The organism is Pseudomonas rustica (assembly GCF_049959085.1).
GTDB lineage: Bacteria > Pseudomonadota > Gammaproteobacteria > Pseudomonadales > Pseudomonadaceae > Aquipseudomonas > Aquipseudomonas rustica.
The window spans coordinates 4,446,652-4,467,299 of the sequence record NZ_CP188200.1 but is presented as its reverse complement, the minus strand read 5'-3'; the positions used below and the strand labels follow the sequence as shown (position 1 = coordinate 4,467,299).

General features: G+C 59.6%; 14 protein-coding genes. 11 read left to right on the top strand and 3 right to left on the bottom strand.

Going from position 1 to position 20,648, the window contains the following annotated elements:
* Positions 1-95 precede the first annotated feature (95 nt).
* The 8 genes from lptF to pdxJ all read left to right on the top strand — a co-directional run bounded on the left by lptF (position 96) and on the right by pdxJ (position 8,470).
* Positions 96-1,217, top strand: a complete 1,122-nt coding sequence (gene lptF / locus ACP3TY_RS20440) for an LPS export ABC transporter permease LptF (protein WP_426618356.1) — start codon at positions 96-98, stop codon at positions 1,215-1,217.
* The gene (gene lptG, locus ACP3TY_RS20435) at positions 1,210-2,271 is read left to right on the top strand and encodes an LPS export ABC transporter permease LptG (RefSeq protein ID WP_053117389.1); all 1,062 of its coding nucleotides are present in this window, start codon (positions 1,210-1,212) and stop codon (positions 2,269-2,271) included. The genes lptF and lptG overlap by 8 nt, the downstream gene beginning before the upstream one ends.
* A 172-nt stretch (positions 2,272-2,443) precedes the next feature.
* Positions 2,444-4,243 carry a translation elongation factor 4 gene (gene lepA, locus ACP3TY_RS20430; protein ID WP_016986097.1) on the top strand — a complete coding sequence of 600 codons (1,800 nt, stop codon included), beginning with the start codon at positions 2,444-2,446 and terminating at the stop codon, positions 4,241-4,243.
* Between the two features lie 5 nt (positions 4,244-4,248).
* Positions 4,249-5,103, top strand: a complete 855-nt coding sequence (gene lepB / locus ACP3TY_RS20425; protein ID WP_053117392.1) for a signal peptidase I — start codon at positions 4,249-4,251, stop codon at positions 5,101-5,103.
* 183 nt (positions 5,104-5,286) lie between these two features.
* A complete protein-coding gene (gene rnc / locus ACP3TY_RS20420; protein WP_053117395.1) occupies positions 5,287-5,976 on the top strand; it encodes a ribonuclease III in 690 nt (229 codons plus the stop codon).
* Positions 5,969-6,871 carry a GTPase Era gene (gene era / locus ACP3TY_RS20415; protein WP_007909024.1) on the top strand — a complete coding sequence of 301 codons (903 nt, stop codon included), beginning with the start codon at positions 5,969-5,971 and terminating at the stop codon, positions 6,869-6,871. Before rnc ends, era begins: the two co-directional genes overlap by 8 nt.
* A gap of 114 nt (positions 6,872-6,985) precedes the next feature.
* Positions 6,986-7,675 (top strand): DNA repair protein RecO, encoded by a 690-nt coding sequence (recO, locus tag ACP3TY_RS20410; RefSeq protein ID WP_426618355.1) that lies wholly within the window; start codon positions 6,986-6,988, stop codon positions 7,673-7,675.
* A gap of 48 nt (positions 7,676-7,723) precedes the next feature.
* Positions 7,724-8,470 (top strand): pyridoxine 5'-phosphate synthase, encoded by a 747-nt coding sequence (gene pdxJ, locus ACP3TY_RS20405; RefSeq protein WP_053117400.1) that lies wholly within the window; start codon positions 7,724-7,726, stop codon positions 8,468-8,470.
* Positions 8,471-8,554: 84 nt separating this feature from the next.
* On the opposite strand, the gene mltF is transcribed toward pdxJ, so the two are convergent.
* Complete coding sequence (gene mltF / locus ACP3TY_RS20400) at positions 8,555-10,015, bottom strand: membrane-bound lytic murein transglycosylase MltF (RefSeq protein WP_082341386.1); 1,461 nt, start codon at positions 10,013-10,015, stop codon at positions 8,555-8,557.
* Positions 10,016-10,300: 285 nt separating this feature from the next.
* Between mltF and purL the strand changes: the two genes are divergently transcribed.
* From purL to ACP3TY_RS20385, 3 genes are all read left to right on the top strand, one after another.
* Positions 10,301-14,197 carry a phosphoribosylformylglycinamidine synthase gene (gene purL / locus ACP3TY_RS20395; protein WP_053117403.1) on the top strand — a complete coding sequence of 1,299 codons (3,897 nt, stop codon included), beginning with the start codon at positions 10,301-10,303 and terminating at the stop codon, positions 14,195-14,197.
* A 5-nt stretch (positions 14,198-14,202) separates the two neighbouring features.
* The gene (locus ACP3TY_RS20390) at positions 14,203-14,514 is read left to right on the top strand and encodes a YqfO family protein (RefSeq protein WP_127925941.1); all 312 of its coding nucleotides are present in this window, start codon (positions 14,203-14,205) and stop codon (positions 14,512-14,514) included.
* A gap of 1,090 nt (positions 14,515-15,604) precedes the next feature.
* A complete protein-coding gene (locus ACP3TY_RS20385; RefSeq protein ID WP_053117409.1) occupies positions 15,605-15,967 on the top strand; it encodes a DUF6124 family protein in 363 nt (120 codons plus the stop codon).
* A 248-nt stretch (positions 15,968-16,215) separates the two neighbouring features.
* Here the strand turns inward: ACP3TY_RS20385 and nagE are convergent, their stop codons facing one another.
* Together nagE and ptsP are read right to left on the bottom strand one after the other, a co-directional pair.
* The gene (gene nagE, locus ACP3TY_RS20380) at positions 16,216-17,928 is read right to left on the bottom strand and encodes an N-acetylglucosamine-specific PTS transporter subunit IIBC (RefSeq protein WP_426618354.1); all 1,713 of its coding nucleotides are present in this window, start codon (positions 17,926-17,928) and stop codon (positions 16,216-16,218) included.
* Between the two features lie 23 nt (positions 17,929-17,951).
* Positions 17,952-20,465 carry a phosphoenolpyruvate--protein phosphotransferase gene (gene ptsP / locus ACP3TY_RS20375; protein ID WP_426618353.1) on the bottom strand — a complete coding sequence of 838 codons (2,514 nt, stop codon included), beginning with the start codon at positions 20,463-20,465 and terminating at the stop codon, positions 17,952-17,954.
* Positions 20,466-20,648 lie beyond the last annotated feature (183 nt).

The window sequence follows — 20,648 nt, the reverse complement described above, 5'->3', positions numbered from 1 at the left end:
AATGCCGCATCTTTTTCCGACGGCTCTGCGTTGCGTGCCGGTCGGTGTGTTTGCTTGTTTGGCCGCCTTAGCCTGACAACCCTGGAGTGTCTGGTTTGATCGTCTTCCGTTATCTGTCCCGCGAAGTCCTGCTGACCCTCAGCGCCGTGAGTGCCGTGCTGCTGGTCATCATCATGAGCGGTCGCTTCATCAAATATCTGGCTCAGGCCGCTGCCGGCCAGCTCGATCCGGGCTCGTTGTTCCTGATCATGGGCTTTCGTCTGCCGGGGTTCTTGCAACTGATTCTGCCGCTGGGCCTGTTCCTCGGGATCCTGCTGGCCTACGGTCGCCTGTACCTCGAAAGCGAAATGACCGTGCTCTCGGCCACCGGCATGAGCCAGCAGAAGCTGTTTCGCATGACCCTGTTCCCGGCGACCCTGGTGGCGCTGGTCGTGGCGTGGCTGAGTCTGAGTCTGGCGCCGCAAGGTGCCAACCAGTTCCAGCTGCTGCTGAACAAGCAAGATGCGCTGACCGAGTTCGACACCCTTGAACCGGGCCGCTTCCAGGCGCTGCGCGACGGTACGCGGGTGACCTACACCGAGAGCCTGACCGACGACCGGATCCACTTGGGCGGCGTGTTCATTTCGCAAAAGAATCTGGGTGCCGACAAGAAGGATCGTGGAATTTCCATTCTGGTCGCAGAGTCAGGTCGTCAGGAAGCTCGCGCGGACGGTACCCGTTATCTGATTCTCGACAATGGCTATCGTTACGATGGCAGTCCGGGGCAGGCTGATTATCGAGCGATTCATTACGAGACTTATGGCGTGCAACTGCCAAAGCCGGAAGTCAGCGAAGAAGTCACCGACCGTGACGCCATGCCGACCTCAGCCTTGCTTGGAAGTGATGACATCCGCTCCAAAACCGAACTGCAATGGCGTCTTTCCCTGCCGCTGCTGGTATTTATCGTGACCCTGATGGCGGTGCCGCTGTCGCGGGTCAATCCGCGACAAGGGCGTTTCCTCAAGCTGCTGCCGGCGATTCTTCTTTATATGGCTTACCTGACCATCCTGATTGCCGCCCGTGGCGCCCTCGAAAAAGGCAAGATCCCGCCGACCCTCGGGTTGTGGTGGGTGCACGCGATCTTCCTGTTTATCGGTCTCGGCCTGCTTTATTGGGAGCCTTTGCGCCTGAAGATGGCCAGCCGTCGCAGCGCTGCGCTGGAGGTGGCTCGTGGTTAAACTCGACCGCTACATCGGCAGCAGCGTGTTCATGGCGATCATCGCCGTGCTGGCGATCATTCTGGGTCTGGCGACGTTGTTCGCTTTTATCGATGAAATGAGCGACGTCAGCGACACCTACACACTGATGGATGTGCTGAGCTTCGTGATGCTCACCGCGCCGCGCCGTCTCTACGAAATGCTGCCGATGGCCGCGCTGATTGGCTGTCTGATCGGTCTCGGCAGTCTGGCCAGCAGCAGCGAACTCACCGTCATGCGTGCCGCTGGTGTATCGATCGGGCGCATCGTCTGGGCAGTGATGAAACCGATGCTGGTGCTGATGCTGGCCGGTTTGCTGATCGGCGAATACGTCGCACCGGCCACCGAAAGCATGGCTCAGGCCAATCGCTCGCTGGCTCAGGGCAGCGGCGATGCGCAAAGTGCCAAGCACGGTATGTGGCACCGTCAGGGTGAAGAATTCATCCACATCAACGCCGTTCAACCCAACGGTTTGCTGTACGGCGTGACCCGTTATCACTTCGACAAAGAGCGTCATCTGCTGAGTTCGAGCTTCGCCAAAAAAGCCGAATTCGACAAGGATCACTGGCAGCTTAGCGGTGTCACCACCACGGTTTTCCATGAGCGCAGAACCGAAGTGGTCAATGTGCCGGCCGAGCGTTGGGACGTGTCCCTGAGCCCGCAGTTGCTCAGCACGGTGGTGATGGCGCCGGAATCGCTGTCGATCAGCGGTCTGTGGGGTTACATCCACTATCTGTCTGAACAAGGCTTGAGCAACGGCCGTTATTGGCTGGCGTTTTGGGTCAAAGTGTTGCAGCCGCTGGTGACTGCTGCGTTGGTGTTGATGGCGATCTCGTTCATCTTCGGCCCGCTGCGTTCCGTGACCCTCGGTCAGCGTGTGTTCACCGGTGTGCTGGTCGGCTTCACCTTCCGCATTGTCCAGGATTTGCTCGGCCCTTCGAGCCTGGTGTTCGGTTTCTCGCCGCTGTTTGCGGTGCTGGTGCCGGCCGGCGTGTGTGCGCTGCTCGGTGTCTGGCTGCTGAGACGGGCGGGTTGATGCCGCCGGTTTTGCCAGTGTTTTAACCTCGAAAACGCCTCGGTCGACAGACCGGGGCGTTTTTGCATGCAATCCGGGTGACAGGTGAACGTGACGCTTGCGCCGTGTATCAGGTACAATTCCCGGCTATTTTTCGGCGGGCTATGCCTGCAGCCTTTTTGAGTGTTGATCCGTGAGTGATTTGAGTCATATCCGCAATTTCTCCATCATCGCCCACATTGACCATGGCAAGTCGACGCTGGCCGATCGCTTCATCCAGATGTGCGGCGGCCTGGCCGAGCGTGAAATGGAAGCCCAGGTACTGGATTCCATGGATCTGGAACGTGAACGCGGGATCACCATCAAGGCCCACAGCGTCACCCTGTATTACACCGCCAAAGACGGTATCAAGTACCAGCTGAACTTCATTGACACCCCGGGCCACGTCGACTTCACCTACGAAGTCAGCCGTTCCCTGGCCGCGTGTGAAGGTGCACTGCTGGTGGTCGACGCCGGTCAAGGCGTTGAAGCCCAGTCCGTGGCCAACTGCTACACCGCCATCGAGCAGGGCCTTGAGGTCATGCCGGTATTGAACAAGATCGACCTGCCACAGGCTGATCCTGATCGCGTCAAAGACGAAATCGAGAAGATCATCGGCATCGATGCCACCGACGCCGTCACCTGCAGCGCCAAAACCGGCCTGGGTGTCGACGAAGTGCTCGAGCGTCTGGTGCACACCATTCCTGCGCCGACCGGCAACATCGAAGATCCGCTGCAAGCGTTGATCATCGACTCCTGGTTCGACAACTACCTGGGCGTTGTCTCCTTGGTGCGTGTGCGTCATGGCCGCGTGAAGAAGGGCGACAAGATCCTCGTCAAGTCCACTGGCAAGATCCATCTGGTCGACAGCGTTGGCGTGTTCAACCCGAAGCACACCGCTACTGCTGACCTGAAGGCCGGCGAAGTGGGCTTCATCATCGCCAGCATCAAAGACATTCACGGTGCACCGGTCGGTGACACCCTGACCCTGAGTTCGACCCCGGACGTTGAAGTGCTGCCTGGCTTCAAACGCATCCAGCCACAGGTTTACGCCGGTCTGTTCCCGGTCAGCTCCGACGACTTCGAGGATTTCCGCGAAGCGCTGCAGAAGCTGACCCTGAACGACTCGTCGCTGCAATACACCCCGGAAAGCTCCGACGCACTGGGCTTCGGCTTCCGTTGCGGTTTCCTCGGCATGCTGCACATGGAAATCATCCAGGAGCGCCTCGAGCGCGAGTACGACCTGGATCTGATCACCACGGCGCCAACGGTAATTTTCGAACTGGTTTTGAAGACCGGTGAAACAATTTACGTCGACAACCCATCCAAGCTTCCGGATGTGTCGTCGATCGAAGACATGCGCGAGCCAATCGTGCGCGCCAATATCCTGGTGCCGCAGGAGCACTTGGGTAACGTCATCACCCTGTGCATCGAGAAGCGTGGCGTACAAGTCGACATGCTGTTCCTCGGCAATCAGGTGCAGGTCACTTACGACTTGCCGATGAACGAAGTGGTGCTCGACTTCTTCGACCGTCTCAAATCCACCAGCCGCGGCTATGCTTCGCTGGATTACCATTTTGATCGTTACCAATCGGCTAATCTGGTGAAACTGGACGTGCTGATCAACGGCGACAAGGTCGACGCTCTGGCGCTGATCGTGCACCGTGACAACTCGCACTACAAAGGTCGCCAGTTGACCGAGAAGATGAAAGAACTGATTCCTCGTCAGATGTTCGACGTGGCGATCCAGGCCGCCATTGGCGGTCAGATCGTGGCACGGACAACCGTCAAGGCGCTCAGAAAGAACGTATTGGCCAAGTGCTACGGCGGTGACGTTAGCCGTAAGAAAAAACTGCTTGAAAAGCAGAAGGCCGGTAAAAAACGCATGAAGCAGGTCGGCAACGTGGAAATTCCACAAGAAGCCTTCCTTGCAGTGCTCAGGTTGGATAGTTAGGTCCTATGTCACTAAATTTCCCGCTGTTGCTGGTCATCGCCGTGTTCGTCTGCGGCCTGTTGGCGTTGCTTGATCTGTTGATCCTTGCACCGCGTCGGCGTGCCGCCATTGCCTCTTATCAGGGCAGTGTCGGTCAGCCAGATGTCGTGGTGGTCGAGAAACTCAACAAAGAGCCGCTGCTGGTTGAATACGGCAAGTCGTTCTTCCCGGTGTTGTTCATCGTGCTGGTGCTGCGTTCGTTCCTCGTGGAACCGTTCCAGATCCCGTCCGGTTCGATGAAGCCAACCTTGGACGTCGGCGACTTCATTCTGGTGAACAAGTTTTCTTACGGGATCCGCCTGCCGGTGATCGACAAGAAAATCATCGAAGTCGGTGACCCACAGCGTGGCGATGTCATGGTGTTCCGCTACCCGAGCGACCCGAACGTCAATTACATCAAGCGTGTAGTCGGCCTGCCGGGCGACACGATTCGCTACACCGCTGACAAGCATCTGTTCGTCAACGGCGAGTCGATTGCCGAGCAGATGATCGGCTCCGAGCCGGGCACCCTGGGCAGTGCCGAGCTCTATAAGGAAAAACTCGGCGCTGCCGAGCACCTGATCCGCAAGGAAATGAGCCGCTACCGCGCCACCCCGGATCGTTCGTGGACAGTGCCTGCCGGGCACTACTTCATGATGGGCGACAACCGCGACAACTCGAACGACAGTCGCTACTGGGATGATCCAAAGATTCCCAAGGATCTGCTGGGCATGGTTCCCGACCAGAATATCGTCGGCAAGGCCTTCGCGGTCTGGATGAGCTGGCCGGAACCGAAACTCAGTCACCTGCCGAATTTCTCGCGGGTTGGCCTGATCAAGTAATCACACACGGCGCTGTTGAACACAGCGCCGAATGCATTTCTGGCGTCGACACAATCGGCTCCGGGGCATGAAGCCAACGATATTCAGGATGTAATTTTTGAACACAGCGTTAATTGTCCCAGGCCCGCGCCGTACCCCGGCGATGGCGGTGGAATCCAGCTTTGAACACAGCGTGGGTAAACCGTGAGCGCCTCATTAAGCCGTCTCGAGCGACAGCTCGGTTACACCTTCAAGGATCAGGAGCTGATGCTGCTGGCCCTTACGCACCGCAGTTTTGCCGGGCGCAACAACGAGCGCCTGGAATTCCTCGGCGATGCCATCCTCAACTTCGTCGCTGGCGAGGCGCTGTTCGATCGCTTCCCGCTGGCCCGCGAAGGCCAATTGTCGCGTTTGCGCGCACGTCTGGTAAAAGGTGAGACGCTGGCCGTACTGGCGCGCGGTTTCGACCTTGGTGATTATTTGCGGCTGGGTTCCGGTGAACTGAAGAGCGGCGGTTTCCGTCGCGAATCGATTCTGGCCGATGCCCTCGAAGCCTTGATCGGCGCGATCTACCTCGATGCCGGCATGGACATGGCGCGCGAACGCGTCCTGGCCTGGCTCGCTGGCGAGTTCGAAGGTCTGACGCTGGTCGACACCAACAAGGATCCGAAAACCCGCCTGCAGGAACACCTGCAATCGCGCGGTTGCGATCTGCCACGCTATGAAGTGGTGGATATCCAGGGCGAGCCGCACTGCCGAACCTTCTTCGTCGAGTGCGAAGTTGTCTTATTGAATGAAAAAAGCCGAGGTCAGGGTGTCAGCCGTCGTATTGCCGAACAGGTAGCGGCCGCTGCAGCACTGATTGCCCTGGGCGTGGAGAATGGCAATGACTGATACAAACGCAACTCGCTGTGGCTATGTTGCCATCGTCGGCCGTCCCAACGTCGGTAAGTCGACGCTGCTGAACCACATCCTCGGCCAGAAGCTCGCGATCACTTCGCGCAAGCCGCAGACCACTCGCCACAACATGCTCGGGATCAAAACCGAGGGTGACGTGCAAGCGATCTACGTCGACACCCCGGGCATGCACAAGGGTGGCGAAAAGGCCCTGAACCGTTACATGAACAAAACCGCTTCGGCGGCGTTGAAAGACGTCGACGTGGTGATCTTCGTCGTTGACCGCACCAAGTGGACCGACGAAGACCAGATGGTGCTGGAACGCGTGCAGTACGTGACCGGCCCGCTGATCGTCGCGCTGAACAAGACCGATCGCATCGAAGACAAAGCCGAGCTGATGCCGCACCTGAGCTGGTTGCAGGAACAACTGCCGAACGCGCAGATCATTCCTATTTCCGCACAGCACGGGCACAACCTCGACGCGCTGGAAAAAGTCATCGCCGATCACCTGCCGGAGAACGATCACTTCTTCCCGGAAGACCAGATCACCGACCGCAGCAGCCGTTTCCTCGCCGCCGAACTGGTGCGCGAGAAAATCATGCGCCAGATGGGCGCCGAGCTGCCGTACCAGATCACCGTCGAGATCGAAGAGTTCAAGCAGCAGGGCAAAACCCTGCATATCCACGCCTTGATCCTCGTTGAGCGTGACGGTCAGAAGAAGATCATCATTGGCGACAAGGGCGAGCGCATCAAACGCATCGGCACCGAAGCGCGCAAGGACATGGAGCTGCTGTTCGACTCCAAGATCATGCTCAACCTGTGGGTGAAGGTGAAGGGCGGCTGGTCCGACGACGAGCGTGCACTGCGTTCGCTGGGTTACGGCGACCTGTAAGCGATTCGAAGATCAAAAGATCGCAGCCTTCGGCAGCTCCTACATGACGTACACCTGTAGGAGCTGCCGAAGGCTGCGATCTTTTTTGCAATCCCTGATCGGGAAACAACGTTTATGTCGCAAACCCCGCCTCCCGCCCAACCCGCCTACGTCCTGCACTCTCGCGCCTATCGCGAAACCAGTGCCTTGGTGGATTTCCTCACGCCGCAAGGTCGGCTGCGGGCGGTGTTGCGCAGTGCGCGGGGCAAGGCCGGGACGTTGGCGCGGCCGTTCGTGTCGCTGGAAGTCGAGTTCCGTGGCAAGGGCGAGCTGAAGAATGTCGGGCGCATGGAAAGTGCCGGCACTTCGGCGTGGCTCAATGGTGAGGCGCTGTTCAGCGGACTCTATCTCAATGAACTGCTGATCCGTTTGCTCCCCGCCGAAGACCCGCACCCGGGCGTTTTCGATCACTACGCCGCGACCTTGTTGGCGTTGGCCGAAGGCCGTCCGCTGGAGCCGCTGCTGCGTTCCTTCGAATGGCGTTTGCTGGATGATCTCGGTTATGGGTTCTCGCTGAACACCGATATCCACGGCGAAGCGATAGCCGAAGACGGCCTCTATCGCCTGCAAGTGGATGCCGGCCTGGAGCGCGTTTTTCTGCTGCAACCCGGCCTGTTCAACGGCGTCGAATTACTGGCCATGGCCGAAGCCGACTGGACTGCACCGGGCGCACTCTCCGCAGCCAAGCGCCTGATGCGCCAAGCCCTCGCCGTCCACTTGGGCGGCCGTCCTCTCGTCAGTCGCGAGCTGTTTCGCAAGCCCTAGCCCCGTGTATGCTGTGCGCCGAATCTTTTTCTTCAGGAGCGCGCACCCGTGACCACCAGCAATCGCATTCTTCTTGGCGTGAACATCGACCACGTCGCCACCCTGCGTCAGGCCCGTGGTACGCGCTACCCGGATCCGGTCAAGGCTGCGCTGGACGCGGAAGAGGCGGGCGCTGATGGCATTACTGTTCACCTGCGTGAAGACCGCCGGCACATTCAGGAGCGCGACGTACTGCTGCTCAAGGATGTGCTGCAAACCCGCATGAACTTCGAAATGGGCATCACCGAAGAAATGATGGCGTTCGCCGAGCGCATTCGTCCGGCGCACATCTGCCTGGTGCCGGAAACCCGTCAGGAACTGACCACTGAAGGTGGTCTGGATGTAGCGGGGCAGGAAGAACGGATCAAGGCTGCGGTTGAGCGTCTGTCGAAGATCGGCAGCGAAGTGTCGCTGTTCATCGATGCTGATGAGCGGCAGATTGCAGCGTCGAAGCGCGTTGGCGCACCGGCGATCGAACTGCACACCGGGCGTTATGCCGATGCTGAAACGCCGACGGAAGTGGCTGAAGAACTGAAGCGCGTTGCGGATGGCGTGGCGTTTGGTTTGGCGCAGGGTTTAATCGTCAATGCCGGCCATGGCCTGCATTACCACAACGTTGAGGCGGTGGCGGCGATCAAAGGGATCAACGAGCTGAACATCGGCCATGCGCTGGTGGCGCATGCGTTGTTCGTCGGCTTCAAGTCCGCTGTGTCCGAGATGAAAGCGCTGATTCTGGCTGCTGCTCTCAAGGGCTAAGATCAAAAGATCGCAGCCTTCGGCAGCTCCTACAGGTGTACACATAACCCTGTAGGAGCTGCCGAAGGCTGCGATCTTTTGCTTTTAAAGAGGGGCAGGTTCTTGAGCGGGTTTTGACTTGTCGATGCCAGGCACATGCAGATTGCCCTCAGCCACTTGATCACCCTCAAGCTGCGGCTGTGTCACCCAAGTCAAAATGTCGTAGTAACGACGAATGTTCGCCACGAAATGCACCGGTTCGCCGCCACGGGCGTAGCCATAGCGGGTTTTGCTGTACCACTGTTTCTGCGCCAGACGCGGCAGGATCTTCTTCACGTCCAGCCACTTGTCCGGGTTCAAACCTTCTTTGGCCGTCAGTTTGCGCGCGTCATCGAGGTGGCCGCTGCCGACGTTGTACGCGGCGAGGGCGAACCACGTGCGATCCGGTTCCTTGATCGAATCGTCGAGCTGATCCTTCATATAAGCCAAGTACTTGGCGCCGCCCATGATGCTCTGCTTCGGATCAAGTCGGTTCGACACGCCCATCGCCTGCGCGGTGTTCTGCGTCAGCATCATCAGCCCGCGCACACCGGTTTTTGAGGTGACGGTCGGCTGCCACAGCGATTCCTGATAACCGATCGCCGCCAGCAGACGCCAGTCGACTTTCTCTTTCTTCGCGTAATTCTTGAAGTGCTGTTCGTACTTTGGCAAGCGCTGCTGCAAGTGCTGGGCGAAGGTGGTCGCGCCCATGTAACCGAGTACGTCAACGTGGCCGTAGTAGCGATCTTTCAAGCGTTGCAGGGTGCCATTCTTTTGCACCTTGTCCAGATACGCGTTGATCTCGTTGAGCAGGCTGTTGTCCTCGCCCGGGGCCACGGCCCAGCTCTGGTTGCTGGCATCGCCAAGGTCGAAGGCGACGCGGATGTTGGTGAAGTACACCTGGTTCATCGCCACTTCGTTGGAATCGACGAGGGTCAGGTCGATCTGGCCTTCATCGACCATGCGCAGCAGATCGACCACTTCAACCGCGTCGGATTCTTCGTATTCAATGCCGGGGAATTTCTTTTTCAGCTCCGCCAGTTGCTCGGCGTGGGTGCTGCCCTTGAGCACCATGATCTTCTTGCCGACCAGATCGCCGGCGTCGGTAGGGCGCGACTGGCCGTTGCGATAAATGATCTGCGGGGTGACTTCTAAATAAGAGTGGGAGAAGCGTACCTGTTGCTTGCGATGCTCGCTGCTGACCAGACCGGCGGCGGCCAGCACCGGGCCGTTGGGTTTGCCGATCTGATTGAAAAGATCGTCGAGGTTGTCGGCGGTCTCGATCTTCAGCTCGACCCCCAAATCGTCGGCGAAACGCTTCACCAGCTCGTATTCGAAGCCGGTTTCACCGCTGCGATCCTGAAAGTAGGTGGCGGGGCTGTTGCGTGTAATCACGCGCAGCACACCATCCTCCTTTATGCGCTCCAGCGTGTTGGGTTTATCAACACAGCCACTGAGCATCAGGAAGAGTCCGGTTGCGATCAGCCATTTGGCGTACCGCGGACGCAAAGCCGTTGGGAAAAACATGTGCGCAGTATACGCAAACGGCCACTGGCGCCATATCTCGACAGTGCAGGATGACTCTGTTGGCCGTCACAAAATCGCACGAAACCCAGCAGGCACGGGGCTTCGCGGGTTTTTGTTACAGTAAAAATAAGCAGCTCTCAAACCGCCGATTTACCTGACTCCGGAGTCGGAAACACAGATTGATACCCGAGTGCAACCGTGCGTAGCGTTTCGGGTGATGTTGAGGGCGGTTTAGGCTAGAATGCACGGCCTCAAAGCACACCCCTTCCCGAGGCTGTCCCGAAGATGTTGATCCTGCGCGGCGCTCCTGCCCTTTCTGCCTTTCGCCACAGCAAACTCCTTGAGCAACTGAGCCAGAAGGTTCCAGCTGTCAGTGGCCTGTATGCTGAATTCGCTCACTTCGCCGAAGTCACCGGCGTCCTGACCGGCGACGAACAGCAGGTGCTAGCGCGCCTTCTGAAGTACGGCCCAAGCGTTCCGGTACAAGAGCCGACCGGTCGTCTGTTTCTGGTGTTGCCGCGTTTCGGCACCATCTCGCCATGGTCGAGCAAGGCCAGCGACATCGCCCGCAACTGCGGCCTGAGCAAGATCCAGCGTCTGGAGCGCGGTATCGCCTTCTACGTTGCTGGTCAGTTCAGCGATGCCGAAGCCCAGCAGATTGCCGACGTGTTGCACGACCGCATGACGCAAATCGTGCTGGCCAACCTTGAACAGGCCGCCGGTCTGTTCAGCCACGCCGAACCGAAGCCGCTGACCGCGATCGACATCCTCGGTGGCGGTCGCGCCGCGCTGGAAAAAGCCAACACCGAGCTGGGCCTGGCCCTGGCCGAAGACGAAATCGACTATCTGGTCGACGCCTTCAACGGTTTGAAGCGCAACCCGCACGACATCGAACTGATGATGTTCGCCCAGGCCAACTCCGAACACTGCCGTCACAAGATCTTCAACGCCAGTTGGGATATTGATGGTGAGAACCAGGAAAAAAGCCTGTTCGGCATGATCAAGAACACCTACGTGATGCACAGCGAAGGCGTTCTGTCGGCTTATAAGGACAACGCCTCGGTGATCGTCGGCAACGTCGCCGGCCGTTTCTTCCCGAACCCTGAGACCCGCCAGTACGGCGCGGTGCAGGAGCCGGTGCACATCCTGATGAAGGTTGAAACCCACAACCACCCGACCGCGATTGCCCCGTTCCCGGGTGCATCGACCGGTTCCGGCGGCGAGATCCGTGACGAAGGTGCAACCGGCCGTGGCGCCAAGCCAAAGGCTGGCCTGACCGGTTTCACCGTATCGAACCTGCAGATCCCGGGCTTCGAACAACCGTGGGAAGTGCCGTACGGCAAGCCTGAGCGCATCGTTACCGCCCTGGACATCATGATCGAAGGCCCGCTCGGCGGCGCCGCGTTCAACAACGAATTCGGTCGTCCGGCCCTGACTGGCTACTTCCGTACCTTCGAACAGTCGATCACCACCCCGCATGGTGACGAAGTTCGTGGTTACCACAAGCCGATCATGTTGGCCGGCGGCATGGGCAACATCCGCGAAGAGCACGTCAAGAAAGGCGAGATCGTCGTTGGCTCCAAGCTGATCGTCCTCGGCGGCCCGGCGATGTTGATCGGTCTGGGTGGCGGCGCGGCTTCCTCCATGGCCACCGGCACCAGCTCGGCGGATCTCGACTTCGCTTCCGTACAGCGTGAAAACCCTGAGATGGAGCGTCGTTGCCAGGAAGTCATCGACCGTTGCTGGCAGCTGGGTGACAAGAACCCGATCAGCTTCATCCACGATGTCGGCGCGGGCGGTCTGTCCAACGCCTTCCCGGAACTGGTTAACGACGGCGATCGCGGTGGCCGTTTCGAACTGCGCAACATTCCCAACGACGAGCCGGGCATGGCCCCGCACGAAATCTGGTCCAACGAATCCCAGGAACGTTACGTTCTGGCCGTCGGCCCTGAAGACTTCGCGCGCTTTCAGGCGATCTGCGAGCGCGAGCGCTGCCCGTTTGCCGTAGTTGGTGAGGCGACTGCCGAGCCGCAACTGACCGTGACCGACAGCCACTTCGGCAATAACCCGGTGGACATGCCACTGGAAGTGTTGCTGGGCAAGGCCCCGCGCATGCACCGCTCGGTGGTTCGCGAAGCTGAAATGGGCGATGACTTCGATCCGTCGAACCTCGACATCAGCGAATCCATCGAACGCGTTCTGCATCACCCGGCCGTGGCGAGCAAGAGCTTCCTGATCACCATCGGCGACCGCACCATCACCGGCCTCGTGGCCCGTGACCAAATGGTCGGCCCGTGGCAGGTTCCGGTGGCCGACGTTGCCGTCACCGCCACCAGCTTCGACGTTTACACCGGTGAAGCGATGGCAATGGGCGAGCGCACTCCGCTGGCTCTGCTGGACGCTCCGGCGTCGGGCCGCATGGCCATCGGCGAAACTCTGACCAACATCGCCGCGTCGCGCATCAACAAGATCTCCGACATCAAACTGTCGGCGAACTGGATGTCCGCTGCCGGCCACCCGGGTGAAGACGCGCGTCTGTACGACACCGTGAAAGCGGTCGGTATGGAACTGTGCCCTGAGCTGGGTATCACCATTCCGGTGGGCAAGGACTCGATGTCCATGGCCACCCGTTGGAGCGATAACGGCGAAGAAAAAACCGTGACCTCGCCGATGTCGCTGATCGTGACCGGTTTCGCGCCAGTGGCTGACATCCGTCAGACCCTGACCCCGGAACTGCGCATGGACAAGGGCACCACCGACCTGATCCTGATCGACCTCGGTCGCGGTCAGAACCGGATGGGTGCTTCGATCCTTGCTCAGACACACGGCAAACTCGGCAAACACGCGCCGGACGTTGATGACGCCGAAGACCTGAAAGCCTTCTTCGCGGTGATTCAGGGCCTCAACGCCGACGGTCACCTGCTGGCGTACCACGACCGTTCCGACGGTGGTCTGCTGACCTCCGTGGTGGAAATGGCCTTCGCCGGCCACTGCGGTCTGAGCCTGAACCTCGACGGTCTGGCAGAAACCACCGCCGACATCGCCGCCATCCTGTTCAACGAAGAACTGGGTGCGGTGATTCAGGTTCGTCAGGACGCCACGCCAGACATCCTCGCGCAATTCAGCGCGGCCGGTCTGGGCGACTGCGTGTCGGTGATCGGTCAGCCGATCAACAATGGCCAGATCAACATCACCTTCAACGGTGACACCGTGTTCGAAGGCCAGCGTCGTCTGCTGCAACGTACCTGGGCTGAAACCAGCTACCAGATCCAGCGTCTGCGTGATAACGCCGACTGCGCCGAGCAAGAGTTCGACGTGCTGCTGGAAGAGGACAACCCGGGCCTGAGCGTCAAGCTCAGCTACGACGTCAACCAGGACATCGCCGCGCCTTACATCAAGAAAGGCATTCGCCCACAGGTTGCCGTGCTGCGTGAGCAGGGCGTCAACGGTCAGGTGGAAATGGCCGCTGCGTTCGACCGCGCTGGTTTCAACGCGATCGACGTGCACATGAGCGACATTCTCGCCGGCCGTGTCGACCTGAACGAGTTCAAAGGTCTGGTGGCGTGCGGTGGTTTCTCCTACGGCGACGTGCTCGGCGCCGGTGAAGGCTGGGCCAAGTCGGCGCTGTTCAACAGCCGTGCCCGCGATGCGTTCCAGGGTTTCTTCGAGCGTAACGACAGCTTCACCCTCGGCGTGTGCAACGGTTGCCAGATGATGTCCAACCTGCACGAGCTGATCCCGGGGAGCGAGTTCTGGCCGCACTTCGTGCGCAACCGCTCCGAGCAGTTCGAAGCACGGGTGGCGATGGTGCAGATCCAGGAATCGAACTCGATCTTCCTGCAGGGCATGGCCGGTTCGCGTATGCCGATCGCCATCGCTCACGGTGAAGGTCACGCCGAGTTCTCCAGCGAAGAAGCACTGCTGGAAGCCGATCTGTCGGGTTGCGTGGCGATGCGTTTCGTCGACAACCATGGCAAGGTCACCGAGAAGTATCCGGCTAACCCGAACGGTTCGCCGCGCGGGATTACTGGTCTCACCAGCCGTGATGGCCGTGTGACGATCATGATGCCGCACCCGGAGCGAGTGTTCCGCGCGGTGCAGAACTCGTGGCGTTCGGAGGACTGGAACGAGGACGCACCTTGGATGCGTATGTTCCGTAATGCACGCGTCTGGGTTAACTAAGGCCTGTGTATAAGCTGGCGTTTTTTGTTCCTGACAGTCATGTCGAGGTGGTCAAAGGGGCTGTGTTCGCTGCCGGTGGTGGGCGGATCGGTGACTATGACCACTGTGCCTGGCAGGTGCTCGGTCTGGGCCAGTTTCGACCTTTGGACGGCAGTCAGCCGTTTATGGGTGAGGCGGGGCAGGTTGAGCGGGTCGAGGAGTGGAAGGTTGAGCTGGTGGTGGCGGATGAGTTGATTGTTGCTGTTGTGGCGGCTTTGAAGCTTAGTCATCCCTACGAGACACCGGCTTATGAGGTGTGGCGGCTGGAAGATTTCTGATAGCCGCTTATTACAAGAAACCCGCAGATGAGAGATCGTCTGCGGGTTTTTTGTTGCCTGCGATCTGCTTTTCTGTAGGAGTGAGCCTGCTCGCGATGGCGCCCTGACAGGCGACCAAGCTCTGTCTGGCTGAGTGAATATCCGTTTCTTCGGGCGTTGCCGCTGGCGGTTTCGCTCTTACAGCGAGTCCCTTTGGCAAACGCCCCAAAGGAACCAAAGGTCTGTGCCCCAACGTTCGGCCCGCTCGCTAAGGCTCGGGGTTCCTTCGCTCCGGGATCCATCCGGGCGCATCGCCTCCGGTTTGCTTCGCTGCACCTCCTCTCGATGCATTTGGCTGCGCCAAACGGTCGCTGCGCTCCCACCCCCGGATAAATCCCTCCACTCAGCCTGCCGACGGGGCCTGTGGATCAAGATCAAGAGCAGGCGAGCTGACACTCGGCCTATTGAGTGGTGAGGAGCACTGCGCGATCGGCTTTGGTTTTGTGGTGGATTCGCCCCTCACCCCAGCCCTCTCCCGGGGGAGAGGGAGCCGATTTGTGGGCTTTTCAGGATCTGAGTTCGACTCGGTATTTCACGTCAGCGTAGATCCACCAAACACCTCGGTCAGTCCCCTCTCCCTCTGGGGGAGGGGGGGAGTGAGGGGCTTTTGATCTGTTTCAGGATCTGAATTCGACTCGGTATTTCACGTCGGCGTAGATCCACCAAACACCCCGGTCAGTCCCCTCTCCCTCTGGGAGAGGGCTAGGGTGAGGGTTTGCTTTGGTCTGTTTAGATATGTGTAGAAATAGCAGAACCTTCCCACAAGGTTTTCAGGTTGTCCGTCGGACGCGCGCTCTCTAGTCTTTGCCTGTCGCTGCCAATTCAGCGACCGGGCGTGAGATCCCCGGAAAGCTTGCAACTAGCGCCAACACTACGATAATTGGCGCCAGCTCAATCTGCTGCCTGTGTTATGGCGGCTGTGTGCGGGCAGACTTCGGTCTGGCCGGTTGCCTGCTCCGGTGGATCTCACCCTGCACATAGCTGCCACCTCTTCGCCGCGTGAGATCCGGCGAACGATGGCATCCTCACTTGCAGTAGCAGGAGTTGAATTTTGGACAAGCTAATACCAGATCCACCCCCCGAAACCACCACCCCACTCGAAGCCGCCATCCGCGCCGAAGACTTGGCAAAAAACCGCGAAGCCATCAAACGCGCCCTCGATTTCTACCTCAGCCCTGAACCCGCCAAACCCCGACAACCGAGCACCATGTTCCTCGTCCACCCCAGCGTCGACACCGAAAGCCTGCTCGCCCACGCTTGTGAATCGTTGGCCTCAGCGAACGCCATGGCCAGCAACTTCGCAACCGAGCTAGGCGGCTTGCAACGCAGCACGGCACTGGCCATCCAGCAAATCATCATGCTCGCCGAACTCGCAGTAAACCGCGCACTGGATCGAGTCGATCCACAAACCTGACGACCGCGTCATCGTTCATCGCCAGCAGGCTGGCTCCCACAAGGTCGTGCACAATTTTGAGAACAGTGAAGAACCTGTGGGAGCCTGGCTTGCCAGCGATGACGACCTGATTCTTCGGATTGATAGCTTCCCTGTAGGAGCTGTCGAGTGAAACGAGGCTGCGATCTTTTGCTCTTGCTTATGATTGTAAAAAAGCAAAATCAAAAGATCGCAGCCTGCGGCAGCTCCTACAGGGGTGATGTGTGGGGTCAGACTTTGGCGCTGACTTCGCTGCGGTTGACCAGGCTTTCAAGCGCCCCACTCAAACTCGCCGCCTTATCCCCCACCAGCAAATGCCAGATCCCGCCATCCAACTGGCTGACACCGTGACACCCCAGATCCTTCAACTGCGCCTCGGACAACGCCTTGTCATCCGCCAATTGCAGGCGAATGCGCGTCATCGCAATGCAATCCAGTTGCAGCACATTGTCGCCGCCGCCCAACGCGTTCAGCCATTGCTGCGCCTCGGAACCGGCAACGGCCATAACTTTCGGCTCATCAACAACAGCGGTTTCAACCAAAACAGCACGCCCCAACGCCGGCATCGCCAGACGAATCTCATCCGCAATGCTGTCCGCCATCGGCCCGACCACAACCTGCAAACTCCCACCTTTACCCGGTCGCACAACCGCCATCGCACCCAGCGCTTTCAGATCAGCATCCGAAGCCTTGTTGCGATCAACCATCTCCAGCCGCAACCGCGTGGTGCAGGCGCCAACCGTCAGCAGATTTTCAGCGCCGCCCAATGCCTTGATGTATGCACTGGCGCGCTCGTTTTCAGTCAGTACGGCTTTTTCACTGACAGCGACATCCTCACGCCCCGGCGTTTTCAGATTGAAGCGACGAATGCAGAAGTCGAAGACGAAGTAGTAGATCACCGCGTAAGCCAACCCAACCGGGAACACCAGCCAACCATTGGTGGACTTGCCCCAGCCGAGAATCATGTCGATAAAACCGCCGGAAAACGTGAATCCCAAGTGAATGTTCAGCGCGTTGGTAATCGCCATCGACAACCCGGTCAGCAGCGCATGCAGCAGATACAGCAGCGGTGCCAGGAACATAAAGGCGAATTCAATCGGCTCAGTCACCCCGGTCAAAAACGAGGTCAGCGCCATCGACAGGAAAATCCCGCCCATGACTTTGCGGCGTTCCGGCAGCGCATTGCGGTACATCGCCAGGCATGCCGCCGGCAGGCCGAAGATCATCATCGGGAACATGCCGGTCATGAACTGGCCGCCCTTCGGATCGCCGGCGAAGTAGCGCGACAGGTCGCCAGTCACCAATGCGCCCGTAGTCGGATCGGTGAAGTTGCCGAACACGAACCACGCCATGTTGTTGAGGATGTGGTGCAGGCCGGTGACGATCAGCAGTCGGTTGAACACGCCAAACACGAACGCGCCGATGCTGCCGCTTTCCATCATCAAGGCGCCGAAGGCGTTGATGCCGTGCTGGATCGGCGGCCAGATGTAGCCGAACACCACGCCCAGACCGACCGCTGCGAACCCGGTGACAATCGGCACAAACCGTCGCCCACCAAAGAACGCCAGATACTCCGGCAGCTTGATGTCTTTGAAGCGGTTGTACAGCGCGCCAGCCATCAGGCCGGCGACGATGCCGGCGAGCATGCCCATATTGATGCTCGCATCGAGCACCTTCAGCGTGGAGATCATCACCAGGTAACCGATCACCCCGGCGAGGCCGGCGGTGCCGTTGTTGTCCTTGGCGAAACCGACGGCGATGCCGATGGCGAAGATCATTGCCAGGTTGGCGAAGATCACCTGGCCGGCATCGTGGATGATCGCGATGTTCAGCAGGTCAGTGTCACCCAGACGCAGGAGCAGGCCGGCAATCGGCAGGATCGCGATCGGCAGCATCAGCGCGCGGCCGAGGCGTTGCAGGCCTTCGATAAAGAGTTGATACATGGCGTTTGTCCTTGTTGTTTTTGTTAGCGCAGTGGCCAATGTTGATGACAGGCGTGGCGCACGGCGGCGGCGCTGCTCAACTTGAGCAGGTCGCGGCTGAGGCGCTGGCATTCGGCTTCGTGCACCTGGCGCACGCGATCCTTAATTTCACCGATTTGCACCGGGCTGACCGACAATTCGGTAACGCCCAGACCGATCAACACCGGCGTGGCCAGCGGATCGGAGGCGAGGGCGCCGCAGACACCGACCCAACGCTTGTGCACCGCCGCGCCTTCGCAGGTCATCGCGATCAAACGCAGCAGCGCCGGGTGCAGGGCGTCGACACGGGCGGCCAGACCGGCGTGATCGCGATCCATGGCCAGGGTGTATTGCGACAAATCGTTGGTGCCGATGGAGAGGAAGTCGGCGTGTTCGGCGAGTTGTTCGGCCTGTAATGCGGCGGCGGGGACTTCGATCATCACGCCGATTTCCGGACGCTGAGCGATGTTCATCTCCAGGCACAACGCATCGACGCGTTGGCGAATGTGCAGCAGTTCGTCGACTTCGGTAACCATTGGCAACAGGATTCGGCAGCGACGCAGCGGGCTGACTTGCAGCAGCGCGCGCAGTTGCTGATCGAGGATTTCCGGGCGGGCCTGAGCCAGACGAATGCCGCGCAGACCGAGCACCGGGTTGGCTTCGATCGGCAGCGGCAGGTAATCGAGTTGTTTGTCGCCGCCGACGTCGATGGTGCGGATGATGACTGACTTATCGCCCATCGCATCGATCACAGCTTGGTAGGCGCTGCGTTGCTCTTCCACATCCGGAGCAGTCTGTCGGTTGACGAACAAAAACTCGGTGCGCAGCAGACCGACGCCATCGGCGCCGTTGGCAAAGGCATCTGCCGCTTCAGCGCTGGAGGCGACATTGGCGACGACTTCGATGTGCACGCCATTTCGCGTTTCGGCGGGTAAGTGAGCCTTGGCTTGCTGAGCATCGCGACGTTGCTGACGATCGATTTGCGCCTGCTGAACTTCAGCCAAACGTTCAGCGTTTGGCGTCAGTTCCAGACGTCCACCGTCAGCATCGAGCACCACCGATTGACCTTGCGGCTGATCAAGCAATGCCGAACCCAGCGCCACCATGCATGGCAAACCTTTGCCGCGAGCGAGAATCGCCACGTGCGATGTCGCGCCACCCTCGGCCATGCACAACCCGGCGACACCTTGGGCGCTGAGCTGCAGCAGATCCGACGGCGTCAGCTCATGCGCCGCAACAATGGCACCGGCTGGCACATCGTAATTCCACGCCTCACCGAGCAACGCACGCAGTACGCGTTGTTTCAGGTCGCGAAGATCGTTGGCGCGCTCAGCCAGCAGCGCGCTGCCGGTGTGCTGCAGGACTTCGCACTGCACATCGATCGACTGGCTCCAGGCGTGAGTCGCCGCAGTGCCTTGTTCGATGGATTGCTGTGCCGCGTCGAGCAGCGCCGGATCTTCCAGCAACGCCAAATGCGCGGCGAAGATCGCTTCTTCATCGGCATTCTTGTGCTTCTTCGCTTGGGCGAGGGTGCCGTCGATTTCGCTGCTGACCTGTTGCAGTGCAGCTTCAAGCACTTGCTGTTGTTGCAGCGGATCGTGATTGCCCGCGTCCACCGGCAAACTGATCGTGTTCAAGCGAAACAGCGGCCCACCGACGAATCCCGGCGCAGCGCAAACCCCGTGCAACACGCCAGCCTCGGCCGGGCGTTTAAGAGGGGCAACACTGACCGGTGCCGCCGCGTGATGATCATCCGGCAATGCCGTGGCCAACGCCGTGAGCAGCGCTTGCAACGCCGCCTCAGCATCCGGCCCCTGACAGCTGACTTGCACTTCATCCTGCTCGCCAACCGCCAGGCCCATCAAACCGATCAGGCTGTTGCAGGGCGCCGATTTACCGGCGAAGTGCAGTTGCGACAGGCTCTTGAAACCTTGCGCGGTCTGCCGAATCAACGCTGCTGGGCGCGCATGCAAACCACCGCGATGCGCCACCAACACATGACCCTGAACCTCCGGCCCGTCGACGACTTCAGCGCTCGCTGCCGAGCCATTGCGCGCCACAATGTGCAGCAACGGTTCGCCGACTTTCACCGCTTTAAGCGTGATCGGGCGCACCTGGAAATCCTGACTGTTGGTCAGGATCAACAGGCTGACGAGGCTTTTGCATTGCTGGCCGACCTTGTCGAGGTCGTAGCGCAACAACGGCTGACCCTTGGTTACGCGAACACCTTCCTTGACCAGCATCGAGAAACCCTCGCCGTTCAACTCAACGGTGTCGAGGCCCAGATGCAGGAGGATTTCCGCGCCGTTGTCGGCACGCACGGTGAGTGCGTGGCCGGTGCGGGCGACGTGGATGATTACCCCGGCGCACGGCGAGTACAGCGTGTCGTTGATCGGGTCGATGGCGATGCCGTCACCCATTGCGCCGCTGGCGAACACCGCGTCCGGGACTTTGGCGAGCGTGAGCACCGGGCCGCTGAGCGGGGCGCTGAGGGTCAGCTCTTTATTGTTGTTGTGCATGGCTCGGTCTCATCGGTTAAATCTCGGTTCGATATCCCCTGTAGAAGCTGCCGCAGGCTGCGATCTTTTGATCTTGTTTTTTGTGAATCAAAATCAAAAGATCGCAGCCTTCGGCAGCTCCTACAGAGGTTGTGCATCAATCGGCGGTTTTCGCGTCCGCCGATAGGGTTGTGCATCAATCAG

What these genes read in the sequence shown, in the direction of transcription:
- nagE (WP_426618354.1), bottom strand. Translation starts at nt 17,928, where the DNA reads ATGTATCAACTCTTTATCGAAGGCCTGCAACGCCTCGGCCGCGCGCTG.
- purL (WP_053117403.1), top strand. Translation starts at nt 10,301, where the DNA reads ATGTTGATCCTGCGCGGCGCTCCTGCCCTTTCTGCCTTTCGCCACAGC.
- era (WP_007909024.1), top strand. Translation starts at nt 5,969, where the DNA reads ATGACTGATACAAACGCAACTCGCTGTGGCTATGTTGCCATCGTCGGC.
- ptsP (WP_426618353.1), bottom strand. Translation starts at nt 20,465, where the DNA reads ATGCACAACAACAATAAAGAGCTGACCCTCAGCGCCCCGCTCAGCGGC.
- mltF (WP_082341386.1), bottom strand. Translation starts at nt 10,015, where the DNA reads ATGTTTTTCCCAACGGCTTTGCGTCCGCGGTACGCCAAATGGCTGATC.
- lepB (WP_053117392.1), top strand. Translation starts at nt 4,249, where the DNA reads ATGTCACTAAATTTCCCGCTGTTGCTGGTCATCGCCGTGTTCGTCTGC.
- recO (WP_426618355.1), top strand. Translation starts at nt 6,986, where the DNA reads ATGTCGCAAACCCCGCCTCCCGCCCAACCCGCCTACGTCCTGCACTCT.